At 68.7% G+C, this 21358-nt stretch carries 24 protein-coding genes; 17 read left to right on the top strand and 7 right to left on the bottom strand.

The annotated features are described in order from the left end of the window. Positions 1–228: 228 nt before the first annotated feature. Positions 229–438, bottom strand: a complete 210-nt coding sequence (locus ACQP0U_RS20775; RefSeq protein ID WP_433309524.1) for a hypothetical protein — start codon at positions 436–438, stop codon at positions 229–231. Between the two features lie 14 nt (positions 439–452). Between ACQP0U_RS20775 and ACQP0U_RS20770 the strand changes: the two genes are divergently transcribed. After that, positions 453–1406, top strand: coding sequence for a sulfite exporter TauE/SafE family protein (locus ACQP0U_RS20770; protein ID WP_433309521.1), 954 nt, complete (start codon positions 453–455; stop codon positions 1404–1406). A gap of 139 nt (positions 1407–1545) precedes the next feature. On the opposite strand, the gene ACQP0U_RS20765 is transcribed toward ACQP0U_RS20770, so the two are convergent. After that, positions 1546–1989 carry a DUF6223 family protein gene (locus ACQP0U_RS20765; protein WP_433309518.1) on the bottom strand — a complete coding sequence of 148 codons (444 nt, stop codon included), beginning with the start codon at positions 1987–1989 and terminating at the stop codon, positions 1546–1548. 227 nt (positions 1990–2216) lie between these two features. On the opposite strand from ACQP0U_RS20765, the gene ACQP0U_RS20760 reads away from it, so the two are divergent. The 6 genes from ACQP0U_RS20760 to ACQP0U_RS20735 all read left to right on the top strand — a co-directional run bounded on the left by ACQP0U_RS20760 (position 2217) and on the right by ACQP0U_RS20735 (position 8193). After that, positions 2217–3347, top strand: a complete 1131-nt coding sequence (locus ACQP0U_RS20760; RefSeq protein WP_433309515.1) for a sensor histidine kinase — start codon at positions 2217–2219, stop codon at positions 3345–3347. Next, positions 3344–4006: a response regulator gene (locus tag ACQP0U_RS20755; protein ID WP_433309513.1), complete on the top strand. Its 663-nt coding sequence runs from the start codon at positions 3344–3346 to the stop codon at positions 4004–4006. Before ACQP0U_RS20760 ends, ACQP0U_RS20755 begins: the two co-directional genes overlap by 4 nt. Positions 4007–4298: 292 nt before the next feature. Next, positions 4299–5336 carry a fatty acid desaturase family protein gene (locus tag ACQP0U_RS20750; protein WP_433309510.1) on the top strand — a complete coding sequence of 346 codons (1038 nt, stop codon included), beginning with the start codon at positions 4299–4301 and terminating at the stop codon, positions 5334–5336. Between the two features lie 236 nt (positions 5337–5572). Further along, positions 5573–5977, top strand: a complete 405-nt coding sequence (locus tag ACQP0U_RS20745; protein ID WP_433309507.1) for a DUF1062 domain-containing protein — start codon at positions 5573–5575, stop codon at positions 5975–5977. A gap of 199 nt (positions 5978–6176) precedes the next feature. Then, positions 6177–7016 carry an NmrA family NAD(P)-binding protein gene (locus tag ACQP0U_RS20740; protein ID WP_433309504.1) on the top strand — a complete coding sequence of 280 codons (840 nt, stop codon included), beginning with the start codon at positions 6177–6179 and terminating at the stop codon, positions 7014–7016. 280 nt (positions 7017–7296) lie between these two features. Further along, on the top strand, positions 7297–8193 hold the full coding sequence (locus ACQP0U_RS20735; protein WP_433309502.1) for an SDR family oxidoreductase: 897 nt from the start codon (positions 7297–7299) through the stop codon (positions 8191–8193). 96 nt (positions 8194–8289) lie between these two features. On the opposite strand, the gene ACQP0U_RS20730 is transcribed toward ACQP0U_RS20735, so the two are convergent. Continuing rightward, the gene (locus ACQP0U_RS20730) at positions 8290–9273 is read right to left on the bottom strand and encodes an aldo/keto reductase (protein ID WP_433309499.1); all 984 of its coding nucleotides are present in this window, start codon (positions 9271–9273) and stop codon (positions 8290–8292) included. Between the two features lie 34 nt (positions 9274–9307). Further along, positions 9308–10195: an aldo/keto reductase gene (locus tag ACQP0U_RS20725; RefSeq protein WP_433309496.1), complete on the bottom strand. Its 888-nt coding sequence runs from the start codon at positions 10193–10195 to the stop codon at positions 9308–9310. 403 nt (positions 10196–10598) lie between these two features. On the opposite strand from ACQP0U_RS20725, the gene ACQP0U_RS20720 reads away from it, so the two are divergent. Next, positions 10599–11276 carry a flavodoxin gene (locus tag ACQP0U_RS20720; protein ID WP_433309493.1) on the top strand — a complete coding sequence of 226 codons (678 nt, stop codon included), beginning with the start codon at positions 10599–10601 and terminating at the stop codon, positions 11274–11276. Positions 11277–11289: 13 nt separating this feature from the next. On the opposite strand, the gene ACQP0U_RS20715 is transcribed toward ACQP0U_RS20720, so the two are convergent. Continuing rightward, a complete protein-coding gene (locus ACQP0U_RS20715) occupies positions 11290–12168 on the bottom strand; it encodes a helix-turn-helix transcriptional regulator (protein WP_433309490.1) in 879 nt (292 codons plus the stop codon). A 517-nt stretch (positions 12169–12685) separates the two neighbouring features. Between ACQP0U_RS20715 and ACQP0U_RS20710 the strand changes: the two genes are divergently transcribed. Then, entirely contained in the window at positions 12686–13828 is a 1143-nt protein-coding gene (locus ACQP0U_RS20710) for an acyltransferase family protein (RefSeq protein WP_433309487.1), read from the top strand. 62 nt (positions 13829–13890) lie between these two features. On the opposite strand, the gene ACQP0U_RS20705 is transcribed toward ACQP0U_RS20710, so the two are convergent. Then, entirely contained in the window at positions 13891–14610 is a 720-nt protein-coding gene (locus tag ACQP0U_RS20705) for a VOC family protein (RefSeq protein ID WP_433309484.1), read from the bottom strand. Between the two features lie 280 nt (positions 14611–14890). Between ACQP0U_RS20705 and ACQP0U_RS20700 the strand changes: the two genes are divergently transcribed. Both ACQP0U_RS20700 and ACQP0U_RS20695 read left to right on the top strand, forming a co-directional pair. After that, on the top strand, positions 14891–15475 hold the full coding sequence (locus ACQP0U_RS20700; protein ID WP_433309481.1) for a GNAT family N-acetyltransferase: 585 nt from the start codon (positions 14891–14893) through the stop codon (positions 15473–15475). Positions 15476–15495: 20 nt separating this feature from the next. Beyond that, positions 15496–15990: a DinB family protein gene (locus tag ACQP0U_RS20695; RefSeq protein WP_433309478.1), complete on the top strand. Its 495-nt coding sequence runs from the start codon at positions 15496–15498 to the stop codon at positions 15988–15990. A 36-nt stretch (positions 15991–16026) separates the two neighbouring features. On the opposite strand, the gene coaD is transcribed toward ACQP0U_RS20695, so the two are convergent. Beyond that, on the bottom strand, positions 16027–16464 hold the full coding sequence (gene coaD, locus ACQP0U_RS20690) for a pantetheine-phosphate adenylyltransferase (RefSeq protein ID WP_433309476.1): 438 nt from the start codon (positions 16462–16464) through the stop codon (positions 16027–16029). A 210-nt stretch (positions 16465–16674) separates the two neighbouring features. Here coaD and ACQP0U_RS20685 point away from each other — a divergent pair, with 210 nt between their 5' ends. The 6 genes from ACQP0U_RS20685 to ACQP0U_RS20660 are packed head-to-tail and all read left to right on the top strand — an operon-like array spanning position 16675 to position 21357. After that, positions 16675–17436, top strand: a complete 762-nt coding sequence (locus tag ACQP0U_RS20685; protein ID WP_433309474.1) for a DeoR/GlpR family DNA-binding transcription regulator — start codon at positions 16675–16677, stop codon at positions 17434–17436. Between the two features lie 14 nt (positions 17437–17450). Next, positions 17451–18359, top strand: a complete 909-nt coding sequence (gene pfkB / locus ACQP0U_RS20680; RefSeq protein WP_433320983.1) for a 1-phosphofructokinase — start codon at positions 17451–17453, stop codon at positions 18357–18359. Positions 18360–18419: 60 nt separating this feature from the next. Beyond that, on the top strand, positions 18420–19580 hold the full coding sequence (gene mtlA / locus ACQP0U_RS20675; protein WP_433309471.1) for a mannitol-specific PTS transporter subunit IIC: 1161 nt from the start codon (positions 18420–18422) through the stop codon (positions 19578–19580). A 4-nt stretch (positions 19581–19584) separates the two neighbouring features. Beyond that, positions 19585–19893: a PTS lactose transporter subunit IIB gene (locus tag ACQP0U_RS20670; RefSeq protein WP_433309469.1), complete on the top strand. Its 309-nt coding sequence runs from the start codon at positions 19585–19587 to the stop codon at positions 19891–19893. After that, positions 19886–20320: a PTS sugar transporter subunit IIA gene (locus ACQP0U_RS20665; protein WP_433309467.1), complete on the top strand. Its 435-nt coding sequence runs from the start codon at positions 19886–19888 to the stop codon at positions 20318–20320. Before ACQP0U_RS20670 ends, ACQP0U_RS20665 begins: the two co-directional genes overlap by 8 nt. Beyond that, on the top strand, positions 20317–21357 hold the full coding sequence (locus ACQP0U_RS20660) for a zinc-dependent dehydrogenase (protein ID WP_433309464.1): 1041 nt from the start codon (positions 20317–20319) through the stop codon (positions 21355–21357). The genes ACQP0U_RS20665 and ACQP0U_RS20660 overlap by 4 nt, the downstream gene beginning before the upstream one ends. Position 21358 lies beyond the last annotated feature (1 nt).

Raw genomic sequence — 21358 nt, 5'->3', positions numbered from 1 at the left:
GATCGTCGACGGCTACGGCAGTGCTGGGCCGTTGCGGTCGGTAGAGAGCGGCCGGATGTGCTGAGTGTCGGGACAGATGGAGGTTGTCATCGACCAACCCAACTCGTATTCTCGACCAAACTAGTAGGGAATGTGGGGAGCTGGAACCGCCTGGATCGTTGTGTCCCGTGGTCTGGCCTCGGGGCGTGCGGAGAGGAGGTACGCGATGCACATCGCGGCGCGTACCGACTACGCCATACACGCGACGATCACCGCGCCAGCTACCCCGCCGTGCGGGGAATGCCGCCACAGCAGGTCGCCTGCGAAGGCGTCGGCGCCGGCCTGCCCGAGTGGTGGCAGTCCGCCGCGACGGCGATAGCGGAAGTGGACGACGGCATCACCCTGACCGATCTGCTCGTCGGACAACGAGGTCCGGTCGATCTGCCACCACCCCTTCATGACTGGCGGTAGACATGAGAAAACTCCTCCTTCTCGCACTGGTGGGCCTGGGCGCCCAACTCGTCGATGGCAGTCTCGGCATGGCGTACGGCGTCACGTCGACCACGCTGCTGCTGGCTATCGGCACCAACCCGGCGGCGGCGTCGGCGACCGTCCACCTCGCCGAGATCGGCACCACGCTCGTCTCCGGTGCCTCGCACTGGCGGTTCGGCAACGTCAACTGGAACGTCGTCTGGAAGATCGGTATCCCTGGCGCGGTCGGTGCCTTCGCCGGTGCCACCTTCCTGTCGAGCCTGTCCACGGAGACCGCCGCGCCGTTGATGTCGATCATCCTGTTGGCGCTCGGGCTGTACATCCTGGTCCGGTTCACCGCGCTGGGCCTGCCGAAGGGCAACCTCGGCAAGCCGCTGCGGAAGCGCTTCCTCGCCCCGCTGGGTGTGGTCGCCGGCTTCGTCGACTCCACCGGTGGCGGCGGCTGGGGACCGGTCGGTACCCCGGCGATCCTGGCCAGCGGTCGACTTGAGCCCCGTAAGACAATCGGCTCGATCGACACCAGCGAGTTCCTCGTCGCGGTCGCGGCGAGCATCGGCTTCATCATCGGTATCGGCTCCGAAGGCGTGAACTTCGCCTGGGTGGCCGCGCTGCTGATCGGCGGCATCATCGCCGCGCCGATCGCCGCCTGGCTGGTCCGGCACATCCCGCCGCGCGTGCTCGGCTCGGCGGTCGGCGGCATCATCATCCTGACCAACACCCGCACCCTGCTCCGCAGCGACTGGATCGACGCGTCCGACGGCGTCCGCTACACCTTCTACGCCGTCATCTACGCCGTCTGGGCTGCCGCCCTGGCGTACTCCATCCGCCAGTACCGGGCCAACCGTGACGAAGAACGACGCATCATCGCCGAGGCCGAGGCAGCCGCCGAGGCCGGCGACAAGCCGAACGAGAAGACCACTGCCCCGGCCGTGTGACCCGTACCAACAACACGGAGGCGATCAGCCCCGCCGAGCCTGGCGGGGCTCATCGTGGCGGTGCCCTGCCGGCGCAGTGGCCGGCCGCGCAGGCAGTGCGATGAGACGCCGACGCGACCAGCGGACGCAGCTCGGCCGATCAGGTGGTGCGGCGGGAGCGGGCCAGTGCCAGCCCACCGAGAACCACGGCGATCAGCCCGACCACCAGGGCCACGTAGGCCCCACCTCGCCCGTTGCCGGTGCCGATGCCGCTGTCGGAGGTGGCCACCACCAGCCCGCCGAGCGTCATGCCGATCAGCCCCGCGGCCAGAGCCAGGGTGGCCCCGAGTTGTCCAACGCCGGTGCCGATTCGACTGGCGGGGCGGGCCAGTGCCACCCCGCCGATGACGACGCCGGTCAGCCCCAGTACGGCGGCCACCGTTGCCCCGAGTCGCCCGGCGCTCATCGTGGAAACGCCGGCGGCGGTCGGCTGGGCCGAGACGTACGCGACCGCCGGTGTGGCGAGTCCGAATCCCCCGAGCAGGGCAGCTGCGGCGGCGCCAAGCACCAGTCGGACCGACTTCAGGGTTTCTGATGAGCTCATGGCCCTCTCCTCTTACGTGCGTCTGGTCACCGAGGTATGGATCGTCTGATCATGTCGGCGGGTGCACCGTCGGTCATCTGGCAGACGGACGCCATTCGCGCTGCCGCCGATGCGCAGTCGGCTGCCGCAGACGCGGTAGGCGGCCCGCGGGTACCGCGTTCGCGGTAGGCCCAAGACCATCCGCGAGCAGGAATCGCCGGCAGTAGCGGTCCGGCTAGGGTGCGCGCATGAGCACGGGACGGTCCGGTATTCCGGCCGCTGTCAGGGACTGGGCGATCGCCGTGAGCGTGGCGGTGACGCTGCTGATCGCCGGGCTGTCCGAGAACCACCCCGCCACCGACTCTGACCTACTCGGCTACGCGCTGTTGGCAGCGGGTGGCCTGGCACTGGCCGCGCGCCGCCGACGCCCGGTTGCCGTCCTGGTCGTGACCGGGGTGTGCGCGGTGGGGTATCAGGCGGTCGGGTTCGACGTGCCCGCCGTCGCGTTCCTGTTCGCGGTGTACGCCGCCGTGCGGGCGGGGCACCGCATCATCACGGTCGTGGCGGCGGTGATGATGCTGGCCGCTCTGCCGCTCGCGGCCCTCACCCTTCCACAGGACCTCTCGGTCGGCGAGGCGCTCGCACAGGCCCGAGGGGCTCTCGAAGTGGCGTGGCTGGCTGCCGCCGGAGCCGCGGGTGAAGCGCTGCGGCAGGCCGAGCGGCGGGCCGACGAAGCCGAGCGCACCCGGGAGGAGACCGCGCGGCGCCGCGCCGACGAGGAACGGCTGCACATCGCGCGGGAACTGCACGATTCGCTCACCCACCAGATCTCGATCATCAAGGTGCAGGCTGAGGCAGCGGTCCACCTTGCGCGCAAGCGTGGTGAACAGGTGCCGGAGGCCCTGCTGGTGATCCGGGAGGCCGGCCGTGAGGCGACCCGCGATCTGCGGGCGACCCTGGAAGCGCTGCGCGACGACGGCAGCACCTCGGCGCACGGGCTCGAACAGCTGCCCGAACTCGTCGAGCGGGCCCGGATGACCGGCCTGGACGCGACATTGACGATCGACGGACAACGACACGACGTGCCAGCCGCTGTGGACCGGACCGCCTACCGGATCGTCCAGGAGTCGCTGACCAACATCGCCCGCCACGCCAGCGCCACTACCGCGTCGGTCCGCATCGACTACCGCCCGGACACCCTCGCGATCCGGGTCGACGACGACGGGAAGGCGACACCAGACGCCACCCCGCTGCCCGGCGTCGGGCTGCTCGGAATGCGCGAACGAGTCACTTCCCTCGGCGGTCGCCTCCGTGCGGAACCGCGCGGCGAGGGCGGCTTCACCATCGAGGCTGAACTCCCCACGGGCCGAACGCCGTGATCCGCGTCCTCCTGATCGACGACCAGCCGCTGCTTCGCAGCGGTTTCCGTGCCCTCCTCGACGTCGAGGACGACATCGAGGTGGTCGCCGAGGCCGGCGACGGCAGACAGGGCGTGGCTCTCGCCAAGGAACACCTACCCGACATCGCACTCATCGACATCCAGATGCCGGTCATGGACGGCATCGAGGCGACCCGGCGCATCGCCGCGGACCCCACCCTGGCCGGGGTGCACGTCGTCATCCTGACCAACTACGGCCTCGACGAACACGTCTTCCACGCACTGCGTGCCGGCGCCGCCGGCTTCCTCGTCAAGGACATCGAGCCCGAAGACTTCCTGCACGCCGTCCGCGTCGCCGCGCGCGGCGACGCGCTGCTCGCCCCATCGATCACCCGCAAGCTCATCAACCGGTACGTCACCGAGCCGCTTCCCATGAATGTCGAAGCGAGGCTGAAAGGGCTGACCAACCGGGAACGCGAGACCGTCGCTCTCCTCGCGCAGGGCCTGTCCAACGACCAGATCGCCGAACGCATGGTGATCAGCCCACTAACCGCCAAGACCCACATCAACCGGGCCATGGCGAAACTGCACGCCCGTGACCGCGCCCAACTCGTGGTCATCGCCTATGAATCCGGCCTGGTAACCCCGCGCAATCGCTGACATCGGCGCGCCACACGGCCTCGACACGCCGGCCGCGACCGTGACGATCAGCACGGCCACATGATCGCGACCTAGAGTCAGCACGATTGTCGCGACGGGGTCGCGCCGGCGAAGAGGGCGAACTCGCGCCCGCGGTTTCGGCGTATGAGAGGCGTCCGTGAGGAAGACTGGGGCCATCAGCGGCGGCTCGCTTTTCGATCTCTACAAGACGACGCACGACCCGTATGCCCGGATGGATCATGGCTGACGGCGGGTCGGCGGGCTGATTGGCGTGGCTGAAGGAGTGGCGACGGTGAGTGGACCAGACCTTGACGCCCGTAGCGACCGTGGCAGTGATTACGCGGATCTGTCTCGCCTGGTCCGAGGCGCGGGTCTCCTCGACCGGCAGCCCCGCCGCTATGCGGCGCGGGCCACGGTCGTGCTGGGTTGCCTCGCGCTGCTCGGTGTGGTGTTTGTCCGGCTCGGGTCGTCGTGGTGGCAGACGGCTACCGCAGCCGGCGTCGCGGTGCTGTTCGCGCAGCTGGCGTTCCTCGGTCACGACGCCGGGCATCGGCAGATCTTCCGTTCCCGCTGGGCGAACGACGCAGTCGGCCTCGTCTGTGGGAACCTGTTGACCGGGATCAGCTACGGCTGGTGGGTTGACAAGCACAACCGCCACCACGCCCACCCGAACACCGAGGGCCGCGACCCTGACCTGGCGGTGGCACCGCTGTCCTTCACCCCCCGGCAGGCAACGACGCAGCGCGGCCTGCGGGCGCTGTTCGCCCGGCACCAGGCGGCGCTGTTCTTCCCCCTGCTGATGGGGGAGGGTCTGCATCTGCACGCCGCCAGCGTCCGGGCCGTCGTCTTCCGCAGCGCACTCAGGCACCGTCGGACGGAGGCCGGGCTGCTCGTTCTGCACGCCGCCGGCTACCTCACGGCCGTGTTCCTGGTCCTGAGCGTTCCGCAGGCGATCGTGTTCATCCTGGTCAACCAGGCCCTCTTCGGCCTCTACCTGGGCAGTTCCTTCGCCCCGAATCACAAGGGGATGCCGATCCTGACCGAGGCCGACAACCTCGACTACCTACGCCGACAGGTCCTCACCTCCCGCAATGTGCGCGGGGGCCGGCTTCTCGACGCACTCCTCGGCGGGCTCAACTATCAGATCGAGCATCACCTCTTTCCCAGCATGCCCCGACCGAACCTGCGTCACGCCCGGCCACTGGTCCGCCAGTTCTGCGCCGAACACGGCGTCGCCTACCACGAAACCACCCTGATCCAGTCCTGGGCGCAGGGACTGGCCCACCTGCGGGCAGTCGGAATCGGATCGACCCGACCTGGCAACGAATGAGAGTGGGCGATCGGCCCGACCCTCAGTGCTCGCCACCAGGACAAAATTGGGTGGCCCCGTCAGCGCGTCCCGCCCTACCTTGCAACCAGGTCCCTTCTTCTCCGACCCACTTGTGAGAGGACTTCACCCCGCGTGACGCCGCCTGCTCTGTAGACCTGACATCTTCGCCGTGCATCGGTCGCCGACGTCGCCGTCGGCTCTTTTCCCATGCCTTCCGTCAGGTCTTCAGAGGGATCATGTCTACGCGTCCTCATATCGTTTCGTCCTGGGCCCTTCGGCGCACGCACCTTCCCCTGCTCGCGTTCGGCTGCGTCTACTGCCATTCCAGCCCCGTCAGCACCGGCGACGGCAGGTTCCGCGTCAATGCCAACGGCAAACTCCTCGACATCCTGCTCGTGGTCACCTGCGTTCCCTGCGACCACACCAGCAGAATCACTGTTCACGACCGCGCCCCGGTGCGGTACCTGGATCAGATCCTCGTGAGGGACTACTCCGGCAACTCCTTCCGCCGTGGGCCTGAGCTGGCGCGGAAGGCAAGGTGGCCATGCTCCGGACTGCATCATGCGGCGGTCCGCGCGCGGTCGCTCATGAACGGGCGCGAACGAAGATCAGGATCGGCCCGATACCGGCGACAAAGGTGAACGGCCGAGTGCATACATCGGAAGCGGTTGCCGCTGCTGTCGTCGCACGATCGGTCGCGGTCGGAGGCCCGGTGTGAGCCCGGTTTAGGGGGTCATGGGGAAGCCCGGCTTCGGTCGAGGGCCGAAGCCGGGCTCGTCCCGCCCTTGATCTCAAGCAAGGTTGAGATTTTAGAGTCGCCGGTGACGAGAGGAGTCGCCTGTGACGACGTTGGTGACGGGGGCCACCGGAAACACCGGCTGGCACGTGGTGGCGGAGCTGGTCCGCCGGGGTGAGCACGTGCGGGCGCTGACCCGCGACCCGGCTTCGGCCGCGGGACGGTTCCCGGCCGAGGTGGAGCTGGTGGCCGGTACGCATACGGCGCCGGGGACCTTGGGCAGCGCGTTCGACGGCGTCCATCGGCTGCACGTCACGGTGACGGCAGGGCTCGCCGACGCCGGGCCCGAGCTGGTACGCCGAGCGGTCGACGCGGGCGTGCGGCGCATCACCGTGGTGTGGGGCGGCTCGGTGGGGCCAGCCGAACAGGCGGTGGCGGACTCGGGCGTCCAGTGGACCCGGCTGGAACCGCAGGAGTTCATGTCGAACACGCTCACCTGGATCGACTCGATTCGGAGCGAAGGGGTCGTGCGGGAGCCGTACGACTTCGCCAGCGCGCTGGTCCACGAGGCCGACATCGGCGCAGTCGCGGCAACGGCGTTGCTCGAGGACGGCCACGCGGGGCGTGCGTACAACCTGACCGGGCCGGAATCGCTGACCCCGCGCGAGCGGATCGCCGTCCTGTCCCGGGCCATCGGCCGTGCGGTCACCTTCGTCCCGATCACCCATGAACAGGCCGTCGACCGGCTGACGGCCACCGGTGTCTCCCGGGCGGACGCCGAGTATGTCGTCGGCTGGTACGCCGCAGCCAGCGAGGAGTCCACCAGCGTGGTGGACACCGTCGAGCAGGTGACCGGCCGCCCGGCGCGTACGTTCGAGCAGTGGGTGGCCGAACACGTGGAACGCTTCCGCACCCCCGACGGAGCGACCCGCTACCAACCATGAACCTGCGAGGTCCTGTTGACGGCCGACCAGGCACCCTCAACTACCGGGATCCGGGTGCTTCGCAGCGATCCGCCGCTTCGCGGCAAACCTGCCCCGACGGGCAACTCCGGGTGTGACGGCCGGACCGGCGGGTAACCCTGCCGGGCCGACCCAGGCGCTACCCGTGCCTGGTCGAGCACCCATGCGGTGACGCCCGACGGGCGTCAGACCGACGCGCCGAAGCGGACCACCTGCCGAACGCCCTGGTGGAGCCGGAGCGTCGGCTAGTCGGGGAGGCAAGATGGCCGACCAGTACACGCTGCGCGACCCACGATCGCAGTACCCGACGGCGGACCCGAGCTTCCGCCAGTCACAGCAACCGCCCGGACTGGAACAGGAGATGGCTCCCAAACCGGACGGCGGCGAATCGACCTACCGCGGCACTGGCCGCCTCGCCGGGCGCAAGGCTGTCGTCACCGGTGCCGACAGCGGCATCGGTCGTGCCGTCGCCATCGCCTTCGGGCGGGAGGGTGCCGACGTGGTCCTTTCCTACCTGCCGCAGGAGGAGCCCGACGCCCGTGAGGTCGTCGAGCTGGTGAGACAGGCCGGCCGCCGAGCCGTTGCCGTGCCCGGTGACATTCGCGACGAGGCCTACTGCGACCGACTCGTCAACACCGCCGTGGACGAGTTCGGCGGCATCGACATTCTGGCCAACGTCGCGGGGTCGCAGCATGCAGTCTCCGACATCACCGACCTCACGACCGCGCAGTTCGACGACACGTTCAAGACCGACGTGTACGGCATGTTCTGGCTGTGCCGTTCAGCGGTCGGGCAGATGCGACCGGGTAGCGCCATCATCAACACCACCTCGGTCAACGCCTATCAGCCGTCGCCGATCCTGCTGGACTACGCGAGCACCAAGGCGGCGATCAACAACTTCACCAAGGCGTTGGCGCAACAGGTGGCGAGCAAGGGGATCCGAGTTAACGCCGTGGCTCCCGGCCCGGTCTGGTCGCCCCTGCAGGTATCCGGCGGCCAGCCCACCGAGGCCCTGGCGAACTTTGGCGCGCGCACCCCACTGGGGCGGCCGGGGCAACCCGCCGAGATGGCTCCTGTGTACGTCTTCCTGGCCAGCCAGGAGGCCAGTTTCGTCAGCGGGGAGACACTCTGCGCCACGGGCGGCCTGCCAACTCCCTGAGCGCAGCGCGCCACCGTCGCCGGCCGGGTCGGCGGAGCGGACGTTGATGACGCTGCCCGGACAAGACGTAGCTCTTACGGGACTGGCCGGCGCGGTTCAGCGCTCGATCATTTGCATCTGCTCGTCGGTGTGGTGGCCACCTTCGGCTACGGGCAGGGCGGTGAGGGTCGCGAGCTGTTCGGGCGTGAGCGTGACGGCGTCCGCGGCGGCGTTCTCCTGCATCCGGCTGACCCGCTTGGTGCCGGGGATGGGAACGATGTCATCGCCCTGGGCCAGCAGCCAGGCCAGTGCCACCTGGGCCGAGGTGGCGCCCACCTGATCGGCGACTGCCTTCACCTGGTCGGCGAGGCGCAGGTTGCGCTGGAAGTTCTCGCCGGTGAAGCGCGGGTGGTTCTTGCGGAAGTCACTGTCGTCGAGCTTCTCGACGTCAGCCGGGGTGCGTAGGGCTCCGGTGAGGAAGCCGCGGCCGAGGGGGGAGTACGCGACCAGGCCGATGCCGAGCTCGCGCAGCAGCGGCAGGATGTCCTCCTGGTCGCGCGTCCACAGCGAGTACTCCGACTGGAGCGCGGTGACCGGGTGGACGGCGTGTGCGCGCCGGATGGTGTCGACCCAGGCCTCGGAGAGGCCGACGTGGCGGATCTTGCCCTCCTGCACGAGCTGCGCGAGGGCGCCCATGGTGTCCTCGATGGGGGTGTCCGGGTCGACGCGGTGCTGGTAGTACAGGTCGATGTGATCGGTGCCGAGGCGCTTGAGTGAGCCGTCCACGGCCCTGCGGATGCTGTCCGGGGTGCTGTCCGGCTTCCCGGTGTCACGGCCGGTGTGCGAGATCAGGCCGAACTTGGTGGCCAGCACGACTTGGTCGCGGCGGCCGTGCAGGGCCTTGCCGACCAGTTCCTCGTTGACGTACGGGCCGTAGACCTCGGCGGTGTCGATGAGGGTGACGCCGAGGTCGATGGCGCGGTGGATGGTGCGGATCGACTCGGCGTCGTCGCTGCCGGCGCCGCTGTAGCCGTGCGACATTCCCATCGCGCCGAGGCCGATCCGGGCGACTTCGAGCTCATTGAGCTTCGCGGTACGCATGGTGTTCCTTCCGTGTCGTGCGGGGTCGGCTGGATCAGGCTTCGGGGATCTCGCGGCCGAAGCTTTCGAGGGTGACGGCCTCCGGCTCGGGGCCGCCGCGCTTGCCGGTGTCCAGCGCGTCGATCGCGGTGAGCTGGTCGCCGGTGAGCGCGAAGTCGAACACGTCAATGTTTTCAGCGATCCGGGCCGGCTTGGTCGACTTTGGGATCGCCGAGCGGCCCTGCTGCAGGTGCCAGCGCAGCATCACCTGCGCGGGTGTCTTGCCGTGCGCTGTGGCGATGTCCCCGATCACCGGGTCCTGCAGCGTGCTGGTGTGCTCGCCGTCGCGGTAGAACGTGATGCCGCCGATCGGCGACCACGCCTGCGACAGGATGCCGTGCTGGGCGCCGAAGTCCTGTACCTCGCGCTGCTGGAAGTACGGGTGCACCTCGATCTGATTCAGCGCCGGCGTGACGGTGGCCGTGTCGAGAAGCCGGGTCAGGTGTTCGACCATGAAGTTGCTGACGCCGATGGCGCGGACCTTGCCGTCGGCCAGCAGCTTCTCCAGGGCGCGGTACGCGTCGAGGGTCTTGTCGAACTGCGATGGCAGGGCTTGGTGCAGGATGAGCAGGTCGATCTGGTCGACGCCCAGCTTGCGGGCACTCTTGTCGAAGCCGTGCAGGGTTTCGTCGTACCCGTAGTCGTTGATCCAGATCTTGGTTTCGATGAAGACCTCGGAGCGGTCGACGCCGGACTTGGCGATGGCCTCGCCGACTTCCCGTTCGTTGCCGTAGGCGGCGGCGGTGTCGATGTGCCGGTAGCCGGTCGACAGGGCCGCCTGGACGGCGTCGCGGGTCTCGTCCGGCGGGGTTTGGAAGACACCGAAGCCGATGGGGGGAATCGTGACGCCGTTGTTCAGCGTCAGCTGCGAAGCAGTGGACATGGAAGGCGTTTCCTCTCAGTCTCGGGGGAGCAGGCGGAGGGTGACCCGTGTGCTCTCTCCCACGACGGATCCCACGTGCCCTTCCGACGAAGGACGTACCCCGCCTGGTACCAGCAAACATCGGTGTTCCGGTTCCAGGGAGGTTCTGCCGAAGGGGGTACCGGCAGGGTCCCCCAGCACACTCCCAGGTCCATGACATGTGTGTTGTGCTGAATGTCGGCGGCGCGGAGGGCTCGCGCTGGTTCCGGACCCTCGACGAACGGACTTCCTCTCGATGCGCGCGACTTACCTGTACGGTGCCGGCGCCCCGGACGGATACCTGGCGATGGACCGACGTGAGGCCCTGAAGGTCCTCGTCCGGCCCTGAATCGCCGAACCGGCCGCACGTGCTGAGGAGACAATGATGGTGCACCTCGACACCCCGATGCTGGGCCGGCGGTCGCTGCTGCGGCTGGGGCTCGCGGGGCTTGCCGGCGTCGGGCTCACCGGGTGCGACAGGTCCTCGCCTACCGACTCGGAGCCGTCCGCCATGACCACGTCGTCGGACCCTGCTCGCGGGACCGTGCTGCTCGCGTACTTCTCCCGGGCTGGCGAGAACTACCACAACGGTGGCCGCAGGACACTGAGTGTGGGTAACACGGAGGTCGTCGCCGAGATGATCAGAGCGGCGATCGGGTGCGACGTGTACCGCATCAACGCCGCCGACCCGTATCCCGACAGCTACGACGCGGCGGTCGCTCGCAACGTGCGTGAGCAGGACGCGGACTCACGTCCGAAGATCGCGGACCCGCTGCCCTCGCTCAGCGGCTACGGCACGGTGGTGCTCGGCAGCCCCATCTGGAACGTCCGGCCGCCGATGATCATGTCGACCTTCACCGAAGCCCTCGACCTGACGGGCAAGAACGTCTTTCCGCTCACCACTCACGCCATGAGCGGGCTCGGAAGGGCCGTCGAGGAATACACGGCGTCGTGCCCGGGCGCGACGATCGGCGAAGGACTGGCCGTCCGTGGTGAGGAAGCCTCCGACAGCGAGCCAATCCTCCGAGCCTGGTTGCAGCGCATCGGTCTGCTGCAGAGATAGCGGGGACCGGTTGTCACTCCGCCGGGCGGAGGGAGGAGCGCTCGTGCGGGGCGGTCGTCCAACTGGCCAGCAGATTCAGCGCATCCTGGGACGAGGAGCCGGGCTCGGCGCTGTACGCGTTGAGCCGTAGACCCTGGTCGGCGGTGAGTTCCAAAGATTCGAAGGCGAGCGTCAGGTCGCCGACGACCGGGTGGTGCAGGTGCTTGGTGCCGCTGCGGTGTAGGCGTACGTTGTGCGCGGCCCACCAGGTTCGGAAGACCTCGCTGCGGGTGGAGAGCTCGCCGATGAGGTCGGACAGCGCCCGATCGTACGGGTCGCGGCCGGCCTCGGCTCGCAGCATCGCCACCGTGTCGCCGGCCAGTTTCTCCCACTCGACGTAGAACTGCTGCGCGGCGGGGTCGAGGAAGATGAACCGGGCGATGTTCGGTGTGCCGGCCGAACTCTCGAAGATCGGCGCGAAGACAGCGCGGCCCAACTGGTTCGAGGCCAGCACGTCCAGCCGGCCGTTGCGCACGTATGCCGGCGCGGTCGTCATCGAGTCCAGGATGCGCTGCACCCCGGGGCGCACATGCCGGGTCGGACGGCGGCGGGTCCGGGCAGTGCCGGGGGTGGTGTTCGCGGTGCGGGCGAGGTCGAACAGGTGGGCCCGCTCTGCCTCGTCGAGCTGCAGCGCCCGGGCGAGCGCCTCCAGCACGCCGTCGGAGACGCCAGCAAGATTGCCCCGCTCCAGCCGGGTGTAGTAGTCGACGCTGACGCCGGCGAGCAGCGCGACCTCCTCGCGGCGCAGCCCGGCCACCCGCCGCTTGCCGCCGTAGTCAGGCAGCCCGGCCTGCTCGGGGGTGATCTTGGCCCGCCGGGTGGTCAGGAAGGCGCGGATCTCGGTTCTGTCCACGTCCTCGACGCTACGTCGGTGCGAACCACGCGGGGAGGACCTGGCAGTACCTGGGTCAGTGGGCACGTCTCCCGCGGCAATTACCGCCGCCGGTGGTAGCCGGTTGCACCCACCCTGATGACATGCGAAACGCTCTTTGAGGATCTGCGGGCAGTGGACGGGCCGTGTGGGCCAACGAATGAGATATACCTCGGTGACGATTTCTTGGGTTTGCCCAGGGAGCTGCGTGTGGGAGATGTGAAAGCGATGGGCCTGCGCCGCGAATCCGGTATAAGGAATCGACGCGGCATTCCGGTTCGTCTCGGGTGTGCCCGATGTTCGAACCACCGCGTGCCCTTCACGCCTCAGGGTCGCCACCTCGAGAGGGACGTATGTCGCGAGTAGCAATCATTTCCGGGGTCACCGAACAGGATGGCAGATACCTGTCCGAACTCCTGCTCGACAGGGGCTACACGGTGCACGACCTGGCCGCGGCGGCCGCGATCGGTACTCGGTCCGGTCGATCGGGAGCGCGGACATGACGTCGACCGCAACGCCGGTGCGACAGCAGCACCGCCTGTACGAGGTGGATCTACTCCGGTTCGCCGCCGCTCTGATGGTCGTCCTTCTCCACTTCACGTTCAGCCAGGGCCAACTTGAACATGACTTCGCGCCGGCGCTCGGCGCGGTCACTCAGTACGGCTACCTCGGCGTCGAACTGTTCTTCCTCATCAGCGGCATGGTCGTGCTCATGAGCGTGTGGGGACGCACCACGCGCGAGTTCGTAGCGTCGCGGATCTCTCGGCTGTACCCCGCCTTCTGGGTGGCTGTCACCCTCACGGCGGCGACGGTCGCCATTGCGCGACCTCCGGGCCGCAACGACGTCACCGCAGCGCAGTACGTGGCGAACTTGTCAATGTTTCCCCAGCTCGCCGACATCGAGTACGTCGAGAGCGTGTACTGGACGTTGTGGTCCGAGTGGCGGTTCTACCTCATCCTGTTCGCCTTCTCGCTGTTGGGGATCACCGAGCGTCGTACCCACTGGCTGCTGTGGGGCTGGCTCACCACCAGCGTGGCCCTGCAGGTTCTTCCTGTTCCGCCGGCCGCCCATGCCGCGTTGGCGCTCATTGTCCAGCCCCAGTTCAGCCACTACTTCATCGCTGGCATGGCGCTGTACCTGGTGCACCGCTTCGGCTTCACGGCGCGACTGGGCCTCCTGCTGTTGGCGTGCTACGCGAACGCCGTGAAGGAGACGGGCAGTCGGATCGATGAGCGCGTTGCCGACGGGCAGGCGCCGATCCTTGTCGTTGCTGCCCTGGTCATCCTGGCGATCTTCATCGTTATGACCCTCGCGGCGACCGGTGGGTTGCGCTGGATGCGGTGGCCGGTTCTGTCCGAACTCGGCGCGATGACGTATCCGCTCTATCTGATCCACTTCACTCTGGGTGTTGTCGCCTTCAACGCAGTGGTCCCGGCAGTGCATCCCTGGCTGGCGCTGCCGCTGGTGATCGCCGCGATGTGTGGCGCTTCCTGGCTGATCAGCGCGAAGGTGGAGGACAGGGTCCGTCCGGCACTCCACCTGGCGATTCGCCGGCTTCTACGCGTACCGCCGCGCAGAATGCCGCAGCAGACGGCCAGCACTGCTCGTGCAGCGGATCAGGCGACTGCCGGCCGTACCTGACCGTCCGCCACGTGACGAACGCTCCGTCAATGGGTTGGCGGAGTCGCTACTCCGCTGAGAAGTCACCGCAGTGCTGCCGCGAGTTCGGCGGCGTTGTCGAACGCGGCTACCGCCCTGTCGGATTCGTCTTTCGTGAGCGTGACGGACTGGGCGCGGGCCAGCATCTCGGCCGCAGTCTCGGGGTCGTGCAGCACCATCGCGAGTTCGGCGCGGTAGACCAGGACCTCTACCTGCTCGACCGGGTCGTCGTCGTCCTGCGGGCGGGCCAACGCGCTGTCGAGGATCCGAACGGCCTGTCCGACGCTGCCCCTGGAATCGGCCTGCACGACAGCATTCGCCAGGGTCTTGGCCAGCCGCCCGGCCGGGGTGGCGGCCGGCATGGGCGGGGTGGCGGTGTTCCGAAAGACGCGGATCCAGTTGCCGCCCGGGTCGATGACGGTGAACCCGCCCAACCCGTCGGCGTTCTTCCGCGCCCTGGGCCGGGTCATCCGTGGCGTTCCGGACACCAGTACCTTGCCGTACGCGGCGCGCATGCCGGCGGCGAACGCCCGATGCAGTCCCTCGATGTCCGCGGTCAGTACGAGGCACGAGCCGTAGGACTGCTCCGGGTCGAATCCGGGGATCTCGAAGAACTGCAACTGGAGGTCTTCCCGTTGCACCCCCACACACGCGTTGGGCTTGCGTTGCTTGTACGTGGTGCGGAAACCGAGAGCTCCGTAGAAGGTCTCGATGTCGTCAATGGATGCGCACGGCAGCAGGGGAACTGTCACCTCGTTTGTCATGCCTCCTTCCTAGGCGTCGCAGGGTGCCCGTCGCACATGGAAATAGCCGTTCGTCGTCTTTGGTCATCCGATCGGCTGATGACCCAGAACGAAGTTCGCCCGCCCTCGGTGGCGGGGGAGGCTGGATTGCCCGGCGCGGTGCGGGTCGCGGTGCACGAGGCGTGCACGTAACGGCCGTTCATGAGGCGAGGGTTTGCCGCGAGTGTCACGCGACCCGGGTGTCGTGCACAAGCAGACCTATTGGATCGACGGCCCATTCACCGGCTGTTAGCGTCGCGGCATGTTCGCCACCGACCGGGTCCGACTGCGCCCGCCCACGCCCGACGACGCGCCTAACATGTTCCTTCTGCACGGTGACCCCGAGCTGCACCTGATCACCGACGGCGAACCATTCCTGCCGCGTCACGTCGGCCAGGTTCGGGCCCGGCTGGAGAAGCAGGTCACCGAGCCGCCCGACGGCCAGACCGTGGTGTCGCTGGTGGCCGAAACCGTGGCCGACGGCGCTTTCCTCGGTGGCGGCACGTTGTGGGGGATCGACGCGTTCAACCAGTACGCCCACCTCGGCATCTCGCTGCTACCCGAGGCCCGCGGCCAGGGGTATGGGACCGAGGTGATCCGGCTGCTGTGCCGGTACGGCTTCCGCAACCGCAACCTACGCCGCCTGGAATTGGAGACGCTGGCCAGCAACACGGCCATGCGGCGGACCGCGGAGACGTGCGGCTTCAGGCACGAAGGCACCCAGCGGGAGCGAGGGTACGACGGCGACGGCTTCGTGGACATGGTGATCTACGGTCTGCTCCGGCGGGACTGGACGGTGCTGCCGGGTCAACGCAGTGCGTTGCGGTCCGCGCCTGGGCGAGCCTGACCTGTTGGTACGGTCGGGACGTGCTCGAATCCCAACGCGAAGCCGTGCCGCGCAACGACGATGGCGAGCTCGACACCAACCTCGCCTTCCTGTCTTTCGCTCGATCGTGCGTGCTGAAGAAGGTCGCGGGCTTGAGTGAGGAGCAGCTGCGGCGCCGTCTGGTCGTCTCGGACACCACACTGCTGGGCCTGGTCCAGCACCTGACCGGCTGCGAGCGGTACTGGTTCGGCTACACGTTCGCCGGCGATCCGCGCTACGCCGACGTCAACGTCGACATGCTGGTCGAGTCGGACCGGTCTCCAGATCAGGTCATCGCTGACTATCGGGCTGCGATCGCCGAGAGCGACGCCCACATCAGCGCGGCCGCTGGCCCCGACGTCCGCACCGTGCAGCCGGTCGGTGACTCGCCTCTTACGCTTCGCTGGGTGCTCGCCCACATGACGAGCGAGACCGTCCGGCATGCCGGTCACGCCGACGTCCTGCGGGAGCTTGTCGACGGTGCCACCGGCCGGTAAGAGGTCGTGACCCGGGGCCGCGCCCACGCAGCCTCGTCACGGGGCCGACTGTGCCGAGCGGTAGGCGCGTGCGACGGTTGACGACGTGGTGGCCAGCTGCGGACGGGCGGGCAACCAGACGGTGTGAATGCCGAGATGCTCGTTCATCGCAGCGAGCTGGTACTCGTAGCGAAGGTCCGCGGCCGTGCGCACCCCACGGACGATGACCGTGGCACCTCGGCGTAGGCAGTAGGCAGTGGTCAGGCCGGTCCAGGTGTCCACCTCGACATTGCCCCAGGCTGCCGGCATGGCGTCGCGCACGCGGGCGGCCCTGGCGGTGGCCTCGGCGGTTGGTTGCTTCTCGGCGTTCACCGCCAGCAACACGATGACCCGGTCGAACAGCACCCGAGCACGGGTCACCAGGTCGTGGTGCCCCGCGGTGAACGGATCGAACGTACCGGGATAGACCGCCAACGAGCCGCGTGCTGGCGCCACTCCACGATCCGACGTAGCCGTCACCGCGACTCCCACCGCATGGCCACGATCATCCCAGCCGTGCGGGCGCCGCCCCGACTGTGGGTCTGTCGTCACCGCCCGACGGTCCGACGGCGTCCGGTGTGGCTTTCTGTGGTCTATCTCTTGACTTTCCCTAGAGCCGGGCGTAAACAAAGCACAAGCAAAACGAAACGGCGGTGAAACAACAAGATGTACGCCGAAGAACGACAGCAGGAGATCCTTCGCATCGCCCGGGACGTGGGCCGGGTCGAGGTGGCCGGCCTGGCCGATGGGCTCAACGTGACGTCGGAGACCATTCGCCGTGATCTCACCATCCTGGAGCGGGCCGGGGTGCTGCGCCGAGTCCACGGTGGAGCGATCCCTGTCGAACGGCTCGGGTTCGAACCCGCGCTGGCGGCGCGCGACGCGGTGCTCATCGAGGAGAAGGAGCGCATCGCCAAGCTCGCCTTGAGCGAGGTGCCGGAGGAGGGCGCGGTCATTCTCGACGCCGGCACCACGACCGCCCGGCTGGCCCAGCTGCTGCCGGTCGACCGAGAGCTGACCGTCGTGGTCAACTCGCCGGTCATCGCCACGACCCTCGGTACCTACGCCAACCTCAATGTCCTGCTGTTGGGTGGGCGGGTCCGTGGGAAGACCCTGGCGACCGTCGACGACTGGGCGCTGTCGCCGTTGGCGGACCTCTACGTCGACGTCGCGTTCATCGGAACCAACGGCATCTCGGTCGAGCGTGGGCTGACCACCCCGGACCCGTCCGAGGCGGCGGTGAAGCGGGCGATGGTCCGTGCGGCCCGCCGCACGGTGGTGGTCGCCGATCACACCAAGCTCGGCAACGACTATCTGGCCCGGTTCGCTGAGCTGGCCGACGTCGACCTGCTCATCACCGACAGCCGTGCCGACCCCGATCTGGTCGGTGACCTGGAGTCCGCTGGCGTTCGGGTGGCACGCGCATGAGAGCGGGGCCGGGCATGATCGTCACCGTCACCCTCAACCCCAGCCTCGACCGGGCCGTGGAGGTCGACTCACTCACCCGGGGCGAGGTCATCCGGGCTGCCGCGGCTCACCTCGACCCTGGCGGCAAGGGCGTCAACGTGTCCCGCGCCCTGCTGGCCAACGGGGTGCCGTCGGTGGCGGTGTTGCCCTCCGGCGGTGACGAGGGCAACCAGCTCATCCACCTACTCAAGGCGGAGGGCGTGGAGGTCCTCGCCGTGTCGATCTCCGGAAGGACCCGTTCCAACATCACCCTGGCCGAGCCCGACGGCACCGTCACCAAGATCAATGAGCCTGGCCCGGCCCTGCGCCGCGCCGAGTTCGACGAGCTGATCGACAGTGTGCTCGCCCGCGCCAGCGGTGCCGACTGGGTCGTGCTGTGCGGCAGCGTTCCGCCCGGCCTGCCTGTCGACGCCTACGCCCAGTTGTGCCGGAAGCTGCGCGCTGCCGGCGTCCGGGTCGCCGTCGACACCAGCGGTCCCGCCCTGCGCGAGGCCGCCCTGGCCGGGGCGACCCTGCTCAAGCCCAACCGCGACGAGCTGTCCGAAGTGGTCGGCACCCCGCTGAAGGACCTCGGCGACGTGGTCGACGCCGCCCAGCGCTTGCGCGCCTGGGGAGCCGGCACCGTCGTGGCCAGCCTCGGCGCTGACGGCGCTGTCCTGGTCGACGCCGATGGGGTCCGTACCGGCAGTTGTCCGGTCGCCCGGCCCCGCAGCACCGTCGGTGCCGGCGACGCCCTGCTCGCCGGGTTCCTCGCCGCGGGCGCGCAGGGTGCCACCGCCCTTGCTGAAGGCCTGGCCTGGGGTGCCGCCGCGGTGAGCCTGCCCGGCAGCCGGATGCCCGGCCCGGCCGATCTGTTCCGCCAACACGTCACCATCCACCCCTAGCCGGACGAGCTTCTTCCCCCGCGGCTGTCTGGACCGCCCCCTCATGAAGGAGATACCCCCGTGACCTCCTCTTCCTACACACCAGAGGTAAAGGGCCAGGGCCTCAGAGCCACGGTGCAACGCGTCGGCGGCTACCTGGCCGCGATGGTCATGCCCAACATCGGCGCGTTCATCGCCTGGGGCCTGATCACCGCACTGTTCATCCCGACCGGCTGGATCCCCAACAAGACCCTGGCCGAACTGGTCGGCCCGATGATCAGCATCCTGCTACCGGTGCTCATCGGCTACACCGGTGGCCGGCTGGTCCACGGCCAGCGCGGCGCCGTCGTGGGCGCGGTGGCGACCATGGGCCTCGTCGTCGGCGCGGATGTGCCAATGATCCTCGGCGCGATGATCATTGGGCCGCTCACGGCCTATGTCCTCAAGCTGTTCGACGGCCTGGTTGAAAACAAGATCCGTCCCGGCTTCGAGATGCTGGTCGACAACTTCAGCGCCGGCATCATCGGCGCCGCGATGGCCATCGGCGGCGTCTACGGCATCGGGCCGGTGGTCGAATGGCTCACCAAGCAGGCCGGCGCCGGCGTCGACTGGCTCGTCGGCAAGGACCTGCTGCCGCTGACCTCGGTGCTCGTCGAACCCGCCAAGGTGCTCTTCCTCAACAACGCCATCAACCACGGCGTGTTCGGCCCGCTGGGCATCGCCGAGGCGGCCGACAAGGGCAAGTCGATCCTGTTCATGATCGAGTCGAACCCCGGCCCCGGCCTCGGTCTGCTGCTCGCCTTCATGTTCTTCGGCCCCCGCGCGCTGCGCCCCAGCGCCCCGGCCGCGATCATCGTGCAGTTCCTCGGCGGCATCCACGAGATCTACTTCCCGTACGTGCTGATGAAGCCGAAGCTGATCCTCGCCATGATCGCCGGAGGTGCGGCCGGCGTCGGCACCTTCGTGATCACCGGTGCGGGACTGGTCGCCACCCCCTCGCCGGGCAGCATCTTCGCCTACCTCGCGGTCACCCCCAAGGGCGGCCACTTCGGGGTCATTCTCGGCGTCGTGATCGCCGCCGCCGTCAGCTTCGCGGTCGCCTCGGCCCTGCTCGGCTTCGGGCGCGGCGAGCCCGCCGAGGACGCTGTCGGCCCCGACGAGGAGACGGTTGTCCGCCCGGACGAGGAAAGGGTCGTCGACCCCGACGAGACCCTCGACAAGTCGGCGAAGCAGGAGGTCTGAACACATGCCCACCATCAACGGCACCGAGATCAAGAAGGTCGTCGTCGCCTGCGACGCCGGCATGGGCAGCAGCGTGATGCTGGCCAGCCAGCTTCGGCGGCAACTGGCGAAGAACGCGGTGAGCGTCGAGCACACGCCGGTCAACTCGATCCCGGCGGACGCCGACGTGGTCATCTGCCACCAGGGGCTCGCCGCGCGGGCCCGGGTCAGCGCGCCCGACAAGGTGATCGTGCCGATCCAGGTGTTCATCGGCGACCCGGCCGTCACCAGGGTCGTGACAGCGGTGCAGCGCGGTGGTGAGCTGAGTGGCTGAGCTGCTGGCCCGTGACGCGATCCGGCTCGACGAGCGGGCCGGATCGCGGGACGAGGCGATCAGCCGCTGCGGCGCGGTACTCGTCGAGATCGGCGCGGTCGCCCCGGCGTACGTGGACGCGATGCTCGCCCGCGAGCAGAGCGTCTCCACGTACATCGGGGAGGGCGTCGCCATCCCGCACGGCACGCTGAACAGCAAGGAGTCGGTCCAGCGCGACGCCCTCGCGGTGCTGCGCTTCCCGGACGGCGTCGACTGGGACGGCTTCGACGTGCGGGTCTGCGTCGCCATCGCCGCCGCCGGGGATGGGCACGTGGACATCCTGGCCCAGCTCGCCTCGGTGCTGATGGACCCGGCGCAGGCGCAGCGGCTTCGAGAGTCGACGAGCGCCGATGACGTGATCGCTATCCTCGAAGGGAAGCCCTCGTGAAGGTTGTCCGATTCCACGCACCCGGTGACGTCCGCATCGAGGACGCGCCAGAGCCCACGCCCGGCCCCGCCGACGTGAAGGTCCGCGTCCGCGCGTGCTCCACCTGCGGCACCGACGTGAAGATCTCCCGGTTCGGCCACCACCACATCGCCCCGCCGCGCGTCATGGGCCACGAGATCGCCGGCGAGATCACCGAAGTCGGTGACGACGTCACGGGCTGGCGACCGGGGGACCGGGTCCAGGTCATCGCCGCCATCCCCTGCGGTACGTGCGCCGAGTGCCGGCGCGGTCGGATGACCGTGTGCCCCAACCAGGTGTCGATGGGATACCACTTCGACGGTGGGTTCGCCGAATACCTGGTCGTGCCGCACAACGTCCTGGCCGTCGACGGGCTCAACCGGATCCCCGAGGCACTCAGCTTCGCCGAGGCGTCCGTCGCGGAGCCTCTCGCCTGCGTCCTCAACGGCCAGAACCTCGCCAAGGTGGGGGAGGGCGACGACGTCGTCGTCGTGGGCTCCGGGCCGATCGGCTGCCTGCATGTCCGCCTGGCCCGCTCGCGTGGCGCGGCCCGGGTGTTCCTCGTCGACCTCAACCGCGAACGCCTCGACCTGGCCGCCAACCTGGTCCAGCCGGACGCGGCGATCTGCGGCGCCGAGACCGACGTCGTCGACGCGGTGCTCAAGCTCACCGAGGGCCGGGGCGCCGACGTCGTCATCACCGCCACGGCCGCCGGCGTCGCCCAGGAACAGGCGGTGCAGATGGCCGCGCGGCAGGGCCGGATCAGCTTCTTCGGCGGCCTGCCGAAGGACAAGCCCGTCATCTCCCTGGACTCCAACCTCGTGCACTACCGCGAACTGACCATCGTCGGTGCGAACGGCTCCAACCCGGAGCACAACAAGGAAGCGCTGCGACTCATCGCCGACGGCTCCGTGCCGGTCGCCGACCTCATCACCCACCGCCTACCGCTCGACAGCGCCCTCGACGCCTTCGGCATCGTGGCGCGCGGCGAAGCGATCAAGGTGACGATCGAACCCTAGG

Source organism: Micromonospora sp. CA-269861 (assembly GCF_050948505.1).
Classification (GTDB): domain Bacteria; phylum Actinomycetota; class Actinomycetes; order Mycobacteriales; family Micromonosporaceae; genus Micromonospora.
This window is presented reverse-complemented; position numbering and strand designations above follow the sequence as displayed.